The sequence below is a fragment of the Priestia sp. FSL R5-0597 genome (genome assembly GCF_038006305.1).
Taxonomy (GTDB): domain Bacteria; phylum Bacillota; class Bacilli; order Bacillales; family Bacillaceae_H; genus Priestia; species Priestia zanthoxyli.
The window spans coordinates 635,892-653,262 of record NZ_JBBOUZ010000001.1 but is presented as its reverse complement, the minus strand read 5'-3'; the positions used below and the strand labels follow the sequence as shown (position 1 = coordinate 653,262).

The 17,371-nt window shown below is 38.9% G+C and carries 18 protein-coding genes; 9 read left to right on the top strand and 9 right to left on the bottom strand.

From position 1 onward, the window contains the following. Nucleotides 1–66: 66 nt before the first annotated feature. Genes MKX72_RS03470 through argC form a run of 4 tightly spaced genes read right to left on the bottom strand, consistent with a single transcriptional unit; the run spans nucleotide 67 to nucleotide 4,348 of the window. Complete coding sequence (locus MKX72_RS03470; RefSeq protein ID WP_155008535.1) at nucleotides 67–1,221, bottom strand: acetylornithine transaminase; 1,155 nt, start codon at nucleotides 1,219–1,221, stop codon at nucleotides 67–69. Next, nucleotides 1,187–2,011 carry an acetylglutamate kinase gene (argB, locus tag MKX72_RS03465; RefSeq protein WP_034267696.1) on the bottom strand — a complete coding sequence of 275 codons (825 nt, stop codon included), beginning with the start codon at nucleotides 2,009–2,011 and terminating at the stop codon, nucleotides 1,187–1,189. Before argB ends, MKX72_RS03470 begins: the two co-directional genes overlap by 35 nt. Before the next feature lie 12 nt (nucleotides 2,012–2,023). Continuing rightward, entirely contained in the window at nucleotides 2,024–3,259 is a 1,236-nt protein-coding gene (gene argJ / locus MKX72_RS03460) for a bifunctional ornithine acetyltransferase/N-acetylglutamate synthase (RefSeq protein ID WP_033578034.1), read from the bottom strand. A gap of 45 nt (nucleotides 3,260–3,304) precedes the next feature. After that, nucleotides 3,305–4,348, bottom strand: coding sequence for an N-acetyl-gamma-glutamyl-phosphate reductase (gene argC, locus MKX72_RS03455; RefSeq protein ID WP_155008537.1), 1,044 nt, complete (start codon nucleotides 4,346–4,348; stop codon nucleotides 3,305–3,307). A gap of 352 nt (nucleotides 4,349–4,700) precedes the next feature. Between argC and MKX72_RS03450 the strand changes: the two genes are divergently transcribed. Further along, on the top strand, nucleotides 4,701–5,399 hold the full coding sequence (locus tag MKX72_RS03450) for a Crp/Fnr family transcriptional regulator (RefSeq protein ID WP_033578032.1): 699 nt from the start codon (nucleotides 4,701–4,703) through the stop codon (nucleotides 5,397–5,399). Nucleotides 5,400–5,430: 31 nt separating this feature from the next. Here MKX72_RS03450 and MKX72_RS03445 read toward each other — a convergent pair whose 3' ends face one another. Beyond that, nucleotides 5,431–5,739 carry a metal-sulfur cluster assembly factor gene (locus tag MKX72_RS03445; protein ID WP_013055384.1) on the bottom strand — a complete coding sequence of 103 codons (309 nt, stop codon included), beginning with the start codon at nucleotides 5,737–5,739 and terminating at the stop codon, nucleotides 5,431–5,433. Nucleotides 5,740–5,974: 235 nt separating this feature from the next. Between MKX72_RS03445 and MKX72_RS03440 the strand changes: the two genes are divergently transcribed. The 3 genes from MKX72_RS03440 (at nucleotide 5,975) to MKX72_RS03430 (ending at nucleotide 7,823) form a co-directional block, all read left to right on the top strand. Continuing rightward, entirely contained in the window at nucleotides 5,975–6,787 is an 813-nt protein-coding gene (locus tag MKX72_RS03440) for a Cof-type HAD-IIB family hydrolase (RefSeq protein WP_028412391.1), read from the top strand. 121 nt (nucleotides 6,788–6,908) lie between these two features. Then, nucleotides 6,909–7,058 (top strand): hypothetical protein, encoded by a 150-nt coding sequence (locus MKX72_RS03435; RefSeq protein ID WP_162200718.1) that lies wholly within the window; start codon nucleotides 6,909–6,911, stop codon nucleotides 7,056–7,058. Between the two features lie 3 nt (nucleotides 7,059–7,061). After that, the gene (locus tag MKX72_RS03430) at nucleotides 7,062–7,823 is read left to right on the top strand and encodes a DUF3813 family protein (RefSeq protein ID WP_155008539.1); all 762 of its coding nucleotides are present in this window, start codon (nucleotides 7,062–7,064) and stop codon (nucleotides 7,821–7,823) included. A gap of 37 nt (nucleotides 7,824–7,860) precedes the next feature. On the opposite strand, the gene MKX72_RS03425 is transcribed toward MKX72_RS03430, so the two are convergent. Beyond that, nucleotides 7,861–8,700: a YitT family protein gene (locus tag MKX72_RS03425; protein ID WP_025749916.1), complete on the bottom strand. Its 840-nt coding sequence runs from the start codon at nucleotides 8,698–8,700 to the stop codon at nucleotides 7,861–7,863. 255 nt (nucleotides 8,701–8,955) lie between these two features. Here MKX72_RS03425 and MKX72_RS03420 point away from each other — a divergent pair, with 255 nt between their 5' ends. Both MKX72_RS03420 and MKX72_RS03415 read left to right on the top strand, forming a co-directional pair. After that, complete coding sequence (locus tag MKX72_RS03420) at nucleotides 8,956–9,816, top strand: DegV family protein (protein WP_028412393.1); 861 nt, start codon at nucleotides 8,956–8,958, stop codon at nucleotides 9,814–9,816. Nucleotides 9,817–9,868: 52 nt separating this feature from the next. Continuing rightward, a complete protein-coding gene (locus MKX72_RS03415) occupies nucleotides 9,869–10,000 on the top strand; it encodes a DUF3941 domain-containing protein (protein ID WP_013055378.1) in 132 nt (43 codons plus the stop codon). Between the two features lie 34 nt (nucleotides 10,001–10,034). Here the strand turns inward: MKX72_RS03415 and MKX72_RS03410 are convergent, their stop codons facing one another. Next, on the bottom strand, nucleotides 10,035–10,898 hold the full coding sequence (locus MKX72_RS03410; protein WP_028412394.1) for a CvfB family protein: 864 nt from the start codon (nucleotides 10,896–10,898) through the stop codon (nucleotides 10,035–10,037). A gap of 255 nt (nucleotides 10,899–11,153) precedes the next feature. Between MKX72_RS03410 and MKX72_RS03405 the strand changes: the two genes are divergently transcribed. The 3 genes from MKX72_RS03405 (at nucleotide 11,154) to MKX72_RS03395 (ending at nucleotide 14,164) form a co-directional block, all read left to right on the top strand. Continuing rightward, nucleotides 11,154–11,645: a YajQ family cyclic di-GMP-binding protein gene (locus MKX72_RS03405; protein WP_014461618.1), complete on the top strand. Its 492-nt coding sequence runs from the start codon at nucleotides 11,154–11,156 to the stop codon at nucleotides 11,643–11,645. A gap of 138 nt (nucleotides 11,646–11,783) precedes the next feature. Next, nucleotides 11,784–12,647: an SDR family oxidoreductase gene (locus tag MKX72_RS03400; protein ID WP_014461619.1), complete on the top strand. Its 864-nt coding sequence runs from the start codon at nucleotides 11,784–11,786 to the stop codon at nucleotides 12,645–12,647. Between the two features lie 104 nt (nucleotides 12,648–12,751). Continuing rightward, nucleotides 12,752–14,164: a sigma-54 interaction domain-containing protein gene (locus MKX72_RS03395; RefSeq protein WP_098113545.1), complete on the top strand. Its 1,413-nt coding sequence runs from the start codon at nucleotides 12,752–12,754 to the stop codon at nucleotides 14,162–14,164. A 27-nt stretch (nucleotides 14,165–14,191) separates the two neighbouring features. On the opposite strand, the gene MKX72_RS03390 is transcribed toward MKX72_RS03395, so the two are convergent. Both MKX72_RS03390 and MKX72_RS03385 read right to left on the bottom strand, forming a co-directional pair. Then, complete coding sequence (locus tag MKX72_RS03390; protein ID WP_098113546.1) at nucleotides 14,192–15,610, bottom strand: amino acid permease; 1,419 nt, start codon at nucleotides 15,608–15,610, stop codon at nucleotides 14,192–14,194. A 23-nt stretch (nucleotides 15,611–15,633) separates the two neighbouring features. After that, nucleotides 15,634–17,313: a M20/M25/M40 family metallo-hydrolase gene (locus MKX72_RS03385; RefSeq protein ID WP_098625746.1), complete on the bottom strand. Its 1,680-nt coding sequence runs from the start codon at nucleotides 17,311–17,313 to the stop codon at nucleotides 15,634–15,636. Nucleotides 17,314–17,371: the final 58 nt, after the last annotated feature.

The window sequence follows — 17,371 nt, the reverse complement described above, 5'->3', positions numbered from 1 at the left end:
CATCCCTCTTCGAATAATTATTTATAAAACAGAATTTTTATACAAACATATTCAAAAAAATTTGTATTATGAAGTAATTTTTGTTTGGCTAAATGCTTCTTCAATGATATGAATCGCTTGGTCTAACTCTTCTTTTGTTACAGTTAAAGGCGGCAGCAATCGTACTACATGCGGTCCTGCTCCCAGTGCTAGCAATCCTTTTTCACGCATTGCTGCAAGCAATGCCGACTGATGTTCTCCGCATTCAATTCCAATCATAAAACCTTTTCCGCGAACATCTTTTACAAATGAATAATCTGCTACGCTATTTTTCAAAGCGTTGGTAAAATAAAAGCTTTTTTCTATAACCTCTGCTAAAAATGCTTCATTAAAAATAATGTTTAAAGTTGCTTTAGCTGAAGCTAATGCAATTGGATTTCCTCCAAAGGTTGTTCCGTGAGTACCAGGTCCAAATGCTTCTTTGAGATAGCCTTTTCCAATCATCGCACCAACCGGCATTCCGCTTCCTAACCCTTTAGCAGCTGTAATAATATCTGGTGACACATTAAAATGCTGATAGGCAAATGGTTTTCCTGTTCTGCCGATTCCAGTTTGCACTTCATCGACTATAAACAGTGCTTCGTGCTTTTTACACAGCTCTTGAATAGTTAATAAAAATGCTTCGGTTCCTGGAACAACTCCGCCTTCTCCTTGAATGACTTCAACCATAATTGCTGCTACGCTGTCGTCCATTTCCTGTTTTAATGCTTCTTCATCATTGTATGGCACATAAACAAATTCATTAACAAGAGGACCGAAGCCATCATGAATTTTTGCCTGCCCTGTAGCTGTCATGGTAGCAAATGTACGTCCATGAAATGATTTTGTAAAGGTAATGATTTTATGTTTTTGCGTGTACTTGCGCGCTAATTTAATCGCCGCTTCGTTGGCTTCTGCACCGCTGTTACAGAAGAATACTGCATCACCGTTTGAATGTTCCACAAGCTTACCTGCTACATCTTCTTGAATCGATTGATGAAATAAATTTGACACGTGCCACACTTTATTTAACTGCTCTTCGATCGCTTTTTGAACATCAGGATGACGATGGCCTACGTTACAGACAGCGATACCTGAAATAAAATCTAAATACTCATTTCCTTTGTTATCTATTAATTTTGTTCCTTGCGCCTCTTCCACATGGATATCAAACCGTTGATATGTTGGAAACAATGAACTCATCGCTATCTTCTCCACCTTTTCCACTATATTTAATTGCTGTACCAATCAGCTTTCCTTCCTTATCTAAAAATCCATCAGTTCCGCTAATAATATGAACTTCTTCAAGTAAAGGAGATAACGCATTTACCGCTGATGTCACTTTTGGAATCATTCCGCCGTAAATTACTTTTTCTTCAATAAGTGCATCAATCTCTGACTTTGTAAGCTCAGGAAGCAATGCTCCATCCTTTAATACACCTTTTACATCCGTCACAAACATCAGCTTTTCAGCATTTACTGCTTGTGCAACGGCTCCGGCTGCCACGTCAGCATTAATATTATAGCTATTACCTTCTTCATCGGCTCCAATGGAAGAAATAACCGGAATGTACTGACTGTCAGTTAGTTGTTTTAATAATGTATCGTTTACGCCTCTTACTTCTCCAACGTAACCTAGACGTTCAACATCGATAGCCTCTGCTTTAAGCAACGATCCATCAATTCCTGATAGTCCTACTGCTTTTAAGTTCGCTTTTTGTAGTTCTTTTACAAGATGCTTATTAACTTTGCCTGCTAATACCATCGTCACAACTTCTAATGCTTCTTTGGACGTTTTTCGAAGCCCATCTACAAATTCCGTTTCAATGTGAAGCTTGGTAAGCGTATCTTGAATATCAGGCCCGCCTCCGTGCACAACAATGATCTGATATCCACTCGCTTTTAACTGCTGAATACTTTCAAAAAAAGCGCTTGTTAACTGATTGATAATGCTGCCTCCGCATTTTACAACGACGATTTTTTCACTGCTCATTTCACTCTCTCCTTACGTTCGATAACTGGCATTGATTTTCACATAATCGTAAGTCAAATCGCAGCCCCACGCCTTGCCAATTCCATTTCCCTGCTGCAAGTCAACATAGACTTCAACCGTATCATTTTCTAAATAAGCTTTTGCTTCTTCTTCACTAAATGAAACAGGCTGGCTGTTTTTTAGCATTTGGATATCACCTAACGAAACGTTCACTGCTTCTGGATTAAGCGCTACGCCGCTGTAGCCAACTGAACAAATAATTCGTCCCCAATTGGCATCGGCTCCATACATGGCCGTTTTCACTAAGTTCGAGCCTACAATTTGTTTAGCAATCACATTTGCCTCTTCGTTTGTATGAGCACCAGATACGTTTACTTCAATTAGTTTTGTTGCTCCTTCACCGTCGCGTGCAATTTGTTTGGCTAAATCTTCACACGTCAAGCGCAGTGCTTCATAAAATGACGTCCATTCAGGATGATCTGGTGTAAGCGACTGGTGATCAGCTTTTCCATTTGCTAAAACAACAACCATATCATTCGTAGACGTATCACCATCTACTGTAATTTGATTAAAGCTTTTATTTGTAATAGAACCCAGCGCATCTTGTAGTACTGAAGCTTCAACCTTAGCATCCGTTGTGATAAAGCTAAGCATCGTAGCCATATTCGGGTGAATCATACCTGATCCTTTCGCTGTGCCGCCAATCGTAACCGTTTTGCCGTCAATGGCTGTTTGATAGCAAGCTGACTTCATTACGGTATCTGTTGTTAAAATAGCCGTTTGAAATTCTTCTGCTTTTTCTTTGTTCGACGAAGGACTTAATAACCCAATGCCCTTCACGATTTTTTCCATATCTAGAAGCTCTCCAATTACCCCTGTAGAAGCTACCGCTACATGATGAGGTAGAATATTAAGCTTTTCTGCACATGTATTTCGCATTTGGTATGCATCTTTTAATCCTTGTTCTCCAGTACATGCATTTGCACATGCGCTGTTCACAACGATCGCTTGCAGCTTCTGCTCTACTGCTACACTTTCTTTTGTAACAGCTAAAGGCGCTGCTTGGAAAGCATTAAGCGTGTAAACAGCTGCGCAATTAGCTGGCACATCACTTACAATAACTCCTAAATCTTTTTTAGCATAACGTAAACCAGCGTGAACGCCATCTGCTGAAAAACCTAGCGGCGTTACAATTGTACCGTTCTCTATTTTCTTTATCTTTTCTTTCGTTTGTTTAACCGTAATCACTATACGTTCCCTCCTGCTTTTATCGTGATTAGTGATGCTGTGCTTTTATGGGAAGACAGGCAGTAGTCCAATACCCGTTTGCTGTTCAAATCCCATCATGGTATTGGCATTTTGAATGGCCTGACCGGCTGCCCCTTTAACTAAGTTATCAATGACAGAAACAATCGTGACACGCTTTGTTCGTTCGTCAAATGCAATACCAATATCGCAATAATTTGATGCACTTACTTCTTTAGTAGACGGAAATTCACCAGCTTTTCGAACGCGAACGAATGGGGAGTTTTGATATGTATCTACATATAGCTGATGAAGCTCTTGTACTGAGCTCTCTTCAGAAAGTTCAGCGTATATCGTACTCATAATCCCTCGCGTCATTGGAACTAAGTGCGTACTGAACGTAACATGGCCAATTTCCTCATCCCACTTTTCTAAAATAGATTCAATTTCTGGGATATGCTGATGCTGATTAACTTTGTATATTTTCATATTTTCATTGATTTCAGCATAATGAGCCATTTGCGAAAGACCACGTCCTGCTCCTGAAATTCCGGACTTTGCATCAATGATAATAGAGTTTGATTTCACCATTTGTTTACTAACGAGAGGAGCTAGCCCAAGCAGTGTAGCTGTTGGATAACAACCCGGGTTCGCAACGAACGTACTGCTTTCAACTTCTTCTGCAAACCATTCCGCTAACCCATACACGGACTGTTGTAAAAACGCTTCGGCTGCAGCAGGCTTTTTGTACCACTTTTCATAAAGAGCTTCTGTTTTTAATCTAAAATCTCCAGATAGATCTACCACTTTTATTCCTTCTTCTATTAATTGAGGTACAAGTTTGCTAGAAACACCGGACGGAGTTGCTGTAAACACTAAGTCTAATTCTTTGGCCATGTTCTTAGGGTTTATATCTTGCAGTGTATATACAGTATTAGAAAGGTGAGGATAAACTTCTGCTAGTTCCATCCCATCCTGAGAGGATGAATAAACTGCATAAACATGAAAATGCGGGTGATTCGCTAACAAACGAATCAGTTCTACTCCTCCATACCCTGTTGCTCCAACAATTCCTACCTTGTATTCTTTCATTTTAAAACTCCTTTTTCCACGTATCTATTTGAATTATTTATCATTATAATACCGTATAAAAATAAAATCAAATGAATATTTAAAAAAAACAACACTTTATTCTATATTTTTAAACATTTTTATTTATTCATAAGTTTTTATTTTTATAACTATCTTTCTATTTTTGTTTAGAAATTGTTCACAGATAGTTTTGGAAAACACTGGTTGTTTTTGTGTATAATAAGAGTATCGATAAAAATCATCCGTATGACATTTCTTCATACGGCTAGTGGACGTACAGGATATACAGACTGTTCTAACTTAATAGATTAATAAGTAACAGTCGCAAAAATTTTGAGTAAAAGGTGATAACATGATGAACATCACAACGGATTCTTTTTCAAATGAGCTGCAGCAATTTTTTATGGACTTTGATCATAAAATTTCGTTTAAAAAAGGTGACTTTCTCTTTCAAGAAGGTTCACCTTCAACTCATTTATTTTTTATTACTTCTGGAGCTGTACAAGTAAGTAAAGTGACGCCGGAAGGACGCGAACTGACGCTTCAGCTGGCAAGTTCAGGAGACTTAATCGGGGAAGTTATGCTGTTTTGCGGATCTACTCCCCATATGCTTCAAGCAAAAGCCATTGAACCTTGTACAGCGATCAGCATTCAAAAACGGGTGTTAGAAAACGAACTAGCACAATACCCTGCTCTTTCCATGGAGTACATGAAGTGGATGGGACTTCAAATTAAGCGAATGCAGACAAAGTTTAGAGACTTAATTCTAAATGGAAAAAAAGGAGCTCTCTATTCTACTCTGATTCGCATGTCCAATAGTTTTGGGGTAATGAAGCCAAATGGTATTTTATTAAACGTAACGTTGACAAATCAAGAGATCGCTAATCTATGCGGGACATCCCGAGAAGTGGTCAATCGTATGCTCGCTGAGTTGCGAAAAAATGAAGTAATCTCAATGACAGATGGAAAAATTATCATTCATAAGCTCTCTTTTTTAAAGAAAGAAATAGACTGTGAAGACTGCCCTGTGGAATTGTGCAGAATTGAATAAGAAAAAAAGCCATCAACGATGGCTTTTTTTCTTATTGAACACCTAATGCAATTTTAGCGTAGCGCGTCATGCGATCTTTATCCCATGGCGGGTTAAATGTGATATTCACTTCTACATTTTCTACTTCTTCAAGAGAAATTAATTGTTTTTTCACTTGTTCGCCAATCACACCCGCTAGCGGGCACCCAATAGAAGTTAACGTCATCGTCACGATAACCGTGTTGTTTTCTTCCATTTCCACCCCGTAAACTAAGCCTAAATTTACGATATCAACGCCAAGCTCTGGATCAATTACTTCTTCTAGTGATTCCATGATTTTATCTTCTAACTGTTTATCCATATTCATTCTCCTTTCTTTTACTTCCGTAATTATCTTCACGTATTAAATATACCCTTAAACAATTTATCGTAAGCAATCAATAACTATGTCTTACACCTTAACAAGACAACTTTTGCATGTCAATCGTTCTGCTTTGCTCATAAGGAAAAGTTGTGTAAAATATGGGAATACAAGCATGAATATTAGTAGAATTCAATATAATCGTATAACTACTTCAATTTAAAAGGAGCCCTATATGAGAAACGATCAACACTTAATCGCCTTAGATCTGGATGGAACATTGTTAACGAATGAAAAAACCATTTCACCTAAAACAAAACGGGTGTTAGAAAAAGCCAAACAAGACGGACATATTGTAATGATTGCAACTGGAAGACCTTATCGTTCCAGTGCTATGTATTACAGCGAATTAGATTTATCCACGCCTATCGTAAACTTTAACGGAGCGCTTGTCCATCATCCCCTTCAGCCTGATTTTGGCACGCATCACGAACCTTTAAATCGCCGAACTGTTCATGACATTGTGACAGCTATGCAAGACTATCGCATCAACAATATCATGGCAGAAGTACAAGATGATGTGTATCTTCATTTTGAAGATCGAAAATTAATGGATGTACTCAGCCTAGGGGATCCTAAATTACAAACGGGTGATTTGCGTCATACGCTGCAGCACGATCCAACGTCTATTTTAATTCACGCAGATGAAGAACATGTACAAGATATACGCTCTCACCTTTCAGATGTTCATGCAGAAGTACTAGAACATAGACGCTGGGGAGCACCTTGGCATGTCGTTGAAATTGTAAAAAAAGGACTTAATAAAGCTGTAGGTCTTGAGCGCGTAGCTAATCATTATCAAATTCCTCGCGAACGAATTATTGCATTTGGAGATGAAGACAATGATTTTGAAATGATTAAATTTGCAGGACACGGTATCGCCATGGAAAATGGTATTAGCGAATTAAAGCAGCTAGCGCGTGAAGTAACAAAATCGAATGAAAATGATGGTATTGCTTATTATTTGGAAAAAACGTTAAATTTATAACTTAGCTTTTTTTGAAAAGCAAGGTAAATTTTTATCGCTATCATTTTTTTTATTTAGCACACACTATAACCGACACTTCTTAAGGTGTCGGTTTTATTTATATTACGAGGAGGAATTTATGATGGGCAGAGGCAATCGATCAAAACGTTTTGTGAAACAAGGTGCAGACGCAGTTCAAAAACATGATGAACGAATTCCTTATCATATGACTATGGCGGAGGCAGAAGCATTTCAAGCTCACCAGCGCCAAACTCCTCATGGAGGACAGTAACTTATGAAAAATTCACTTTTTGGTCAAGTAAAAGATGCGATTCGAAACGCAGTATCCGGCCATTCAGAAGATCAGCTTCATCGTCAAAAGCACGGCAACGGTGAACTTGATATTTCAGAAGGCGTATTAAATAGTATTGCTTCTAAAGCTTCTCCTGAGGAGCAAGAGCAGCTGAAGCAATTCCAAAACTCATTGCATCAAGCGTATGATACAGATGGAGAATCACATTCAAAAGAGAAAAGCGCAGACATTACGTCCGATACGCTGTCTCATATCGTTCAGAATGCTTCTTCCGAAGAGAAGGCACAGCTTGAACAGCTTCAAAGCACTTTAGAAGGCGGTCAGTCTCACGCTCACGGTGAAGCTCACACGTCCAGTGAAAGCGTGGCAGCTGATATATTGTCTCATGCACAGCAAAATGCTTCTCCTGAAGAAAAGAGCCAGCTTGAACAGCTTCAAAGCACTTTAGAAGGCGGTCAGTCTCACGCTCACGGTGAAGCTCACACGTCTAGTGAAAACGTGGCAGCTGATATGCTGTCTCATGCACAGCAAAGCGCTTCTCCTGAAGAACAAGCTCAGCTTCAACAGCTTCAGAATACATTGGGAGCTGCTGGTCAAAATCATCAAACGTCTCAGGCTCATACGTCTGCAGCTTCTGATGAAAACATTGCAGCTGATATGCTGTCTCATGCGCAGCAAAATGCTTCTCCTGAAGAACAAGCTCAGCTTCAAGAACTTTCTAATGACTTAAAAGGCACACATTAATAAAAAAGAGTCCAGGTAATGAATACCTGGACTCTTTTTAATCTTTGCGAAACAAACCAAAGATTCCCGTTGTTTGAACGATATTAGTAAATGCCTTAGGATCCACCTCTTTAATTACTCGTTCCAAGTCAAATAATTCATACCTAGTTAAAACAATCATTAGCATTTCTTTATCTTCGTTTGTGAAGCCTCCTTTAGCCGGTACCGCCGTAATCCCTCGCACGAGTTTGGCATGAATCGCCTTTCTTAGCTCCACTCCTTTTTTCGTTACGATCATTGCTGTGAGTTTGACATGACGCGTATGAATAACATCAATGACGCGAGTGGTCGTATAAAGCGTCACAAGCGTATAAAGTGACTTCTCAGCACCATATAAAAGACCTGCTAGCACAATAATAATTGCATTTAATATGAACATATAAGTGCCAATTGGTCGGTCTTTTACTCGGGACAAAATCAGGGCAATGATATCGAGCCCACCAGTTGAAGCTCCAAATTTTAACGTAATTCCTACCCCTACCGCTAAAATAACGCCTCCAAAAACTGCATTAAGGATGATGTCCTTAGAAAGTGCTTGAATAGGAATAATTCCAAGAAACAAAGTTGTTGCAGCAACGCTGATAAAACTGTAAACAGTAAATGACTTCCCCACTTTTTTCCACCCTAAAATAGTTACAGGAATATTTAACAACAACAGCAGCACTCCAGTGGAAATAGTAAAAGGAGTGTAATCTGTCACGATACTCGAAACAAGCTGTGCTACTCCCGTAAAGCCGCTCGAATATACATTAGCAGGTATCAAAAACAAGTTGAGCGCAAGCGCATTCAATAATGCTCCTACTAAGACGACTATCGCTTTTTTTGTTTCAAGCCACATATTCAAATGACCGACCTCCGCTTTTTAAAACTTCTTACTTCCTTATACCCATTTATAAAATGAATAAAGTCAGCATCTTTAAAATAGTTAGTACATATAGTATGTACGATTTGGCAGAATTAAAAAAACTTATTCAAAAATTGTATTTTCCTCCAAGTGCTTATACACTAATACTATGTCGTATATAACGCTTTTCAATGTTTATACATCAAACTCATTTCATATTTTATAAATGCAATTAGGAAGGTGACATTTATGTCAATTAAACTTTTAACCGATAGTGCAAGCGATTTGCCTTTATCCTTTTTTCAAGAAAATAACGTTGGCTTTTTACCGCTTCGCGTAAGCTTGGATAATCAAGAATTTTTAGATCTACAAACGATTGAACCAGCTTCTGTCTACGAAGCCATCCGTAAAGGCAAGATGCCGAAAACGTCTCAAGCGGCTCCAACTACTATGTATGAAGTCTTTGAGAACATAGCTAAATCAGGTGATTCGTGTATTTATTTAGCTTTTTCTTCGGAATTGTCCGGTACATATCAAACAGCAATGATGATTCGAGAAGAACTCCTAGAAAAGTATCCCGATTTCCAATTAGAAATAATCGATACGAAATGTGCATCTCTTGGCCAGGGAGTAGTTACTTATTATGCAGCACAATTATTACACCAAAACCTCTCGCTAGTAGAAATGACAGAAAAAATAAAGCAATACGCTCTGCATATGGAGCATATTTTTACGGTTGATGACTTGGATTTTCTTGCTCAAGGAGGCCGCGTGAGCAAAGCTTCTGCTTTTGTAGGAGGTCTGCTTAATATTAAGCCGCTGCTTCATGTGGAAGATGGAAAATTGATTCCAATCGAAAAAATCCGCGGCCGTAAAAAAGTATTTAAACGCATGCTTGACGTGATGGAAGAGCGAGGAAAAAATCTCTCTTCTCAAACCATTGGAATTAGCCATGGAGATGATTTAGAAACAGCTCTTCAGCTGAAAGAGATGATCCAAGAACGTTTTGGCACCAAACATTTTATTATTAATATTATTGGTGCAGCCATAGGTTCTCATTCTGGCCCAGGGACGATTGCAGTCTTCTTTTTGAACGAAACCATCGAATAATTTAAAGAGGTCAGGGCATTCTAAAGGTACGATCAAAAAGGGGTGTATCACAATGCCAAAAACGAGCGATAACGATAAAAAAGCAAAAGATAATAACGCAAAGCTTCACGAAAAGAATCTGCAAGCTAAGCACAACCGTGAGCTTGGAAAACATTCATTTTCTAAAAAAACTGATCACTTATAAAAAGAAGCCGCTGAATTTTCAGCGGCTTCTCCTTTTAGTTTTCTTCTTTTTTAAAATATGTCCATCCTTCTTCTTGATAAACTTTTCCTTCTTTCATCAGTTTACCAAGCGCACGTTTGAACGCAGCTTTACTCATATTAAAGCGCTCACGAATATCTTCTGGATAGCTTTTATCCCAAAATGGCATAACGCCACCGCGGCTTTCCATGTAATCGTATAGTACTTGTGCATCTTCATCCATGCTTTCTTGTTTGCGCGGAAGAAGCGATACGTTTAGCGTTCCATCTTCTTTTACATTAATGACGCGGCCAGTTACATGCGTACCAAGCTTCGGTTCTTTACGTCTTTCGCTTTCGTGAATAAATCCAACATATCCTTCATCTGTCATAATAAATGAACCTACGCGCAGGACGCGATAGATATATCCGCTCACTTCACGATTAAAAAGTTCAGGTGGAGCATCTAAAGCCATTGCTTTCATCACATCGTCTGTAGCAATTTTCCCGTACATCTTACCGCGCTTTGAAATCTTCATCGTACAGTAAACTTTGTTTCCAACTTCTGGCCACAGCTCTTCTAGCGCAGGTAAGTCTGTTGAACCAATTAACATATCTTTATTCATGCCGATATTTACAAACACGCCTAAACCCGGATTAACATCTACGACTTCAACCCACTCATAGACACCTTCTTCAACAAGGGGTAAGTGCATCGTTGCCGTTAAGCGATCATGCTGATCAAGGTATAGAAAAACTTCTACTTCTTCCCCTTCAGCAAGCTCTCTTGTTGTTTCATTTTTATGTAGCAAAATTTCTTCTTCGCCTTCTGCTAACATATAACCAATCGGCGTTTCCCGGTTTACTGTTAAATACGCTTTCATCCCAGCTTCTACATTCATCGTTCTATCCATCCTTTATATAAATTAGTAGTGATTGTTCCTTCACCACATACCTTCTCACTTTGCATCAAACAGCATTCTAAAGTTCAAATTAACTTAAATGCATACGTTTTGTTAAAAAGCTGCTTCTATAGCTTACAACAAAAAGCATAACTTGTATTGTATCAATTACCGGCTCTCTATTCAATATCAGTTGTATACAGTTTGTGTTTTATTTATAATAAAAGAACAAACTCTTTACATATGGAGGTTATTATGGCTAAAGATAGTTCATTTGACGTTGTGTCACAAGTTGATTTATCAGAGGTAACAAACGGCATTACCATGGCAACAAAAGAAATTAAAACCCGCTACGATTTTAAAGGCAGTAAAAGCGAAATCTCGCTTGAAAACGAAGAGCTTGTTCTTATTTCTGATGATGAATTTAAGCTTGAACAGTTAAAAGACGTGCTGATTTCTAAGCTCATCAAACGCGGCGTACCTACACGCAATATCTCCTACGGTAAAATTGAAAATGCTTCTGGAGGAACGGTTAGACAGCGCGCTAAGTTAATTCAAGGTATCGACAAAGACAACGCTAAAAAGCTAAATACAATTATTAAAAATACCGGTTTAAAAGTAAAAAGCCAAATTCAAGATGATCAGCTTCGCGTAAGCGGTAAAAATCGTGATGACCTGCAGCAAATTATTTCAGCTATTCGCAGCGCTGATTTACCTATTGACGTACAATTTATTAATTACCGCTAAAAATGGATGCCCCTGGCATTCATTTTTTCTTTCAAAGCCTTTTTTATCCGTTTAGGCTTATCCCTATGCATAGATACACTCTCTTAACAAATACTAGTATACGCTTACATACTCATATTAATTAAGGAGTGTATACTAATGAATCAAAATCAAAAACAAAACTTCCCTCCTCAGCATCAGCAAACTCAGCCAGGTATTGAGAAAGATATGCATCCAATCCCTACCTCTATCGCTCCAGACTATAAGGCAAGCGGAAAATTACAGAACAAAGTAGCCGTTATCACAGGAGGAGACAGCGGAATTGGGCGTTCTGTCGCTTACCATTATGCGAAAGAAGGTGCAAACGTTGTTGTAACCTATCTTAATGAACACGATGATGCAAATGAAACTAAAAAACAAGTTGAACGAATGGGAGCTTCTTGTTTGTTGCTTGCTGGTGACATAGGAGATGAACATTTTTGTCAAGAAGTCATCTCAAAGGCCATTCAGACTTTCGGAAAAATAGACATCTTAGTCAATAATGCAGCTGAACAGCACCCTCAAAAAAGTATTACGGATATCACGACTGAACAGCTTACCCGTACGTTTCAAACGAATATTTTTTCAATTTTCCATTTGACCAAAGCTGCATTGCCTCATTTAAAACAAGGAAGCGCTATTATTAATACAACGTCTGTGACAGCCTATCATGGGCATGACCAGCTGATTGACTACTCTTCAACCAAGGGTGCTATCGTGGCTTTCACACGTTCTTTGTCAGCTTCGCTCGCAACAAAAGGCATTCGTGTAAACGGCGTAGCTCCAGGACCCATCTGGACACCTCTTATTCCGTCTACGTTCGACGAACAGCAAGTTGCAACATTTGGGTCTAACACACCTATGAAACGAGCAGGACAGCCTTCTGAGCTCGGAGCGGCCTATGTATATTTGGCAAGCTCTGATTCTTCTTATATGTCCGGGCAAGTCCTTCACATTAATGGAGGATCCATTGTAAACGGATAACATTTCTCTTCGGTCATTCATTTATTTTTCTATGGAAACACTATCAGAATTCAGCTATTTTTGTTTAAATAGAGATATGAACACCGCTAAAGGAGAGTATTTGAATGACCGATACATTAAGCACTCTTAAACATATATATGAAACCATTTTAAATAAAGTCGATGCCGGTATCCATGCGGTCGATGAAACAGGAAAAACCATTATTTACAATGAAAAGATGACAAAGATGGAGCTGATGGATGAACAAGACGTTTTACATAAAAACTTGTTAGATGTGTTTATGTTCAAAGAAAATCAGCAAAGCACGCTTGTACAGGCGCTGCAAAAAGGAAAAGAAACGGTTAACGTCAAACAAACGTATTTCAACAATCAAGGACAAGAAATCACGACGATTAATAATACCTTCCCTATTTTAAAAAACGGTGTCATTCAAGGAGCGGTTGAAATTGCTCAAGACGTGACGAAACTAGAGCGTCTAATCCGGCAAAACATTAGGCAAAAAGGAAACACACGCTTTACGTTTGATAGCATCATCGGAAGCAGTCAAGCCGTTCACGATGTTATTGAAGACGCTAAGCGCGCCACTAGAACTCCTTCTTATGTCTTAATTATTGGAGAAACAGGCACGGGGAAAGAACTGTTTGCCCAAAGCATACATAATGGCAGCAGCCGCTCTTCCGCTCCTTTTATTTCACAAAACTGCGCTGCGCTACCGGATAATTTAATTGAAAGCCTTTTGTTCGGTACGAAACGCGGAGCTTTTACAGGTGCAATGGATAATCCTGGTCTTTTCGAACAAGCGCAAGGAGGCACATTACTGCTAGATGAAATCAACTCGTTGAATCCAAATCTGCAGGCTAAGCTTCTTCGAGTACTGCAAGAAAAAACCGTACGAAGAATTGGGGATACAGTAGACAAACCGGTGAACGTTCGAGTCATCGCGAACATGAATGAAGACCCAATCGATGCGATTGCAGAAAATCGATTACGTAAAGACTTATATTATCGACTTGGCGTCGTGACGCTTTTTATTCCTCCTCTTCGTGAACGAAAAGAAGATATTATTGAATTAACAAAGTTTTTCATCAAAAAATACAATGATTTGTTTCAGATGAATGTAAAAACCGTAGATCACCAAGTCATGTCTTCTTTTCTCTCTTATGACTGGCCAGGAAACGTACGGGAATTAGAACACATTATTGAAGGTGCAATGAACTTGGTGATGGATGAAGATGTTATTCACTATTCTCACCTTCCTTTTCAATACAGAACAAAGTTCCAGCTAAAGCAGCATGAACATTTTGAAGATAAAACAAGCGGTGAAGCACCCTCTTATCCAAGCGCTTTTCACCCTCCTCTTCCTTTAAAGGAACAGCTGTTAGCGTTCGAAGCAGAATGCATTAAACAAACGCTTGAACAACACAGCCACAACATCTCAAAAAGTGCTAAGATACTAGGGCTGACTAGACAAAGCTTGCAGTATCGTATGAAACGATTAGACATCCGCTCTAAATAAAAAAGAAGTGCACAGTGCACTTCTTTTTTATTTTGCTTTATAAACCGGTGAATCCGATTGTTTTTGATTAATATTTTTCTTGATTCCTACGTGATAATACACGTAGAGTACAATAATTAAAGGGACCCCGCAGTAAAGACCAATTCGTTGATCCGGAATAAAAATTAAGCTGATTAATACAAGTCCATACAAACAAAAACCTAGAATAGGAACGAACGGATAAAGGGGCGTTTTAAATTTCAATTCCTTTACATCTCCTCCTTCCGCTAAAAAACGACGGCGGAACATAAATTGAGAGGCACAAATGGACATCCAAACAATAATGGTCACCATTCCTGAAATCGAAATAAACCAAAGATATACGGTTTCAGCAGCCACGACGCTTGTAATCAGCGAGCATCCCGAAATAATCATCGTCACAATTAACGCGTTAATTGGAACACCTTTTGAAGATAATTTCTTTAAAGGTTTTGGCCCCATATTGCTGTTTGACAATGACCAAAGCATACGGGAAGCAGCGTAGACCCCAGAGTTCGCCACGGATAACACAGCTGTTAAAATGACAAAGTTCATGATATCCGCTGCATAGGGAATTCCAATTTGATCTAATACGGCAACAAACGGACTTTCAATAACTCCCGCTGTTTTGTATGGCAGAATAGAGACTAAAACAAACATAGCTAACACAAAGAAAAACAGCGTTCTCCAAATGACGTTTCGAATAGATCTCGGCAACGTTTTCTCAGGACTTTCACTTTCTCCTGCTGCAATGCCGACAAGCTCCGTTCCTTGAAACGAAAAGTTAACCGTTACTAAAGTCAATAAAACTGCCAGTATTCCATTTGGAAAAAGACCTGCGCCTTGGGTAAAATGTGAAAGAAACGGTGCGGGTTCTCCTCCTTTAAAATCAATAAAACCAAAAACAGCAGCTCCTCCAATTAAAATAAATAGAATAATAGCCGTAACTTTAATACTCGAAAACCAAAACTCAGTTTCAGCATAGCTTCGAGCAGAAAGAGCGTTAATTAAAAACGTAATGACGCCAAAAATCAAGCACCATGACCATATAGGTACATCAGGAAACCACCTCTGCATTAAAATTCCTGCTGACGTAAATTCAAGCCCTGTCGTATTTGCCCAGCTGAACCAGTACAGCCATCCAATCATAAAGCCTGTAGAAGGTCCTAAAAACCTTGTAGCGTATTCTTGAAAGGAACCTGAAACCGGCATTGCTACCGCTAGCTCTCCTAAACAAAGCATAACTAAGTACATGAGGAAGCCGCCTATTATATAAGCAAGAATGGCTCCTCCCGGCCCTGCCTGGCTAATAGTAAAACCCGAACCTAAAAATAGGCCTGTTCCAATCACGCCTCCTAACGCAATCATAAATAAATGTCTGCTTTTCATTGTTCTCTGTAATTGGTTTTGTTCTGTATGTCTATTCATCGGTACCTCCATTCTTCATTTTCTTATATGTGGTTTGTACAAGCATGCTTACTTTTTAGCATCTGAACAGTTGTTTCTTGAATCAGCTTAGGAAGGACGCCGAACGAATAAGGCTTATACACTCGCTCTGTCCACTTATGTCCGTCTTTCCCATATACTCCTATATTGATGGACGGAATATTTAACTCTCGAATTTCACGGAAAGGAATCGCCCCTGCAATCCCCCACCCCGGAAAGTTACGTGTAAAAGCATCGATTTCCTCATCTGTCTCATGAAGAGATAAAAAGCTGCCATCCGCTAGGTAGGGAAAAAAATTTTTAAACTGAAACGTCTCTCCCGTCTGTTTTCCAACCTTCTCCACAGCCGCTTGTAAAGGATAAAGAAGCTGCTGATCTCTGCTTTCGTCTTTCTTCAAGTGATTATGAGGCAAATAAGGCGGTGCAAAAAAGACAATTACGCGCGGACTTTGATGCGGATCTAACTTTTGAAGTTCTTCAATTACTTTAAAGCACCTTGTTCTAAGTTCTAAATGCGCATACTGTTCGAAAGCTCGTTCAATACAAGCCTGAGCATTTATCCCTTTTTGATCCAATTCTTCCAGATAATCTTCCAAACTCACAACATCCACTTTCCAAGACAAGTTTCGCTTTGGTAAATTCGTTCTTCGCGCAAAAAGTTCGTAATAATCAGAAAGTTTTTTCTCTACTTTTTCACATGCTTCGATTGATAATCCAATTAATTGACTCATCACTTCTTTTGCCGTTCGTTCATAGATGAAATAGTTAAAATACAAATGACTGCTTACGGCGGTTTGCACATTATAAGCCTCTTTATTATCTCGTTGATACAGACAGGAAGGTGGCAGTACCAGCTCTCCTTCAATATTTTCAGCTAGATTAATATTGTTATGGATGCTTCCCGTAATCTCAGATGCAATCAAATTAGGATCTATACCAGCAAGCGTATCTCCTACGTGTACCTCCCTTCCGTAAATATAAAAACATGGAAGCAGCTTCCCAGCGGCTCCTGTATAAATATAGCGCGTGGAATCTCCATCGTAAAGAGGTGTAATAAAGTCGGTATTAATCGCTGCTACATATGAAAGATTTTTCTCTTTTTTCAAACGGTTCAGTTCAGAAACAGCAGAAATAATTCCAGCATGCTGACTTTCCTCATCTGGGTTGACCATAAAAAGGACGTTTCCTTCTAATTGATCTCGATGCTTAGTAAAATGCAGCACATTGGCTAAATGTACAGCAATTCCACTTTGCATATCAACGGCTCCTCTTCCAAACATCCATTCACCTGAACGAGCATCTCGCTGTACATCTTCATTAATGTTATGCATAGAGAAATAGTGCTGAAGTTCTTCTGGATCTAACGCTATGTCTTTTAATGGACCAAAATCTTCAATGCCAACCGTATCTAAGTGAGCGTGATAAATCATTGTTTGAGCATTTTTTTTGCTGCCTTGAATAAAAGCAAATACATTTTTTCTACCTAGCGTATCGCCATTAATTTTCTGTTCCCAAACGTGAAGGGGATTTTCTTTGAAATAAGGAAAACTTTGAAGCGTGTTTTTAATGAAATCAGCAATCTTTACTTCGCCGCTTGTCCCATTGATACTTTTGATTTTCACTAACGCTTTTGTTAAACATTCAACTTGCTCTTCTATGCTTAGCTGTGAGAGTTGGGTATACACTTCTATTCCTCCTGCCTATCAAATAAAAACGTTATTTAGCTGCATATGAACAAAAATA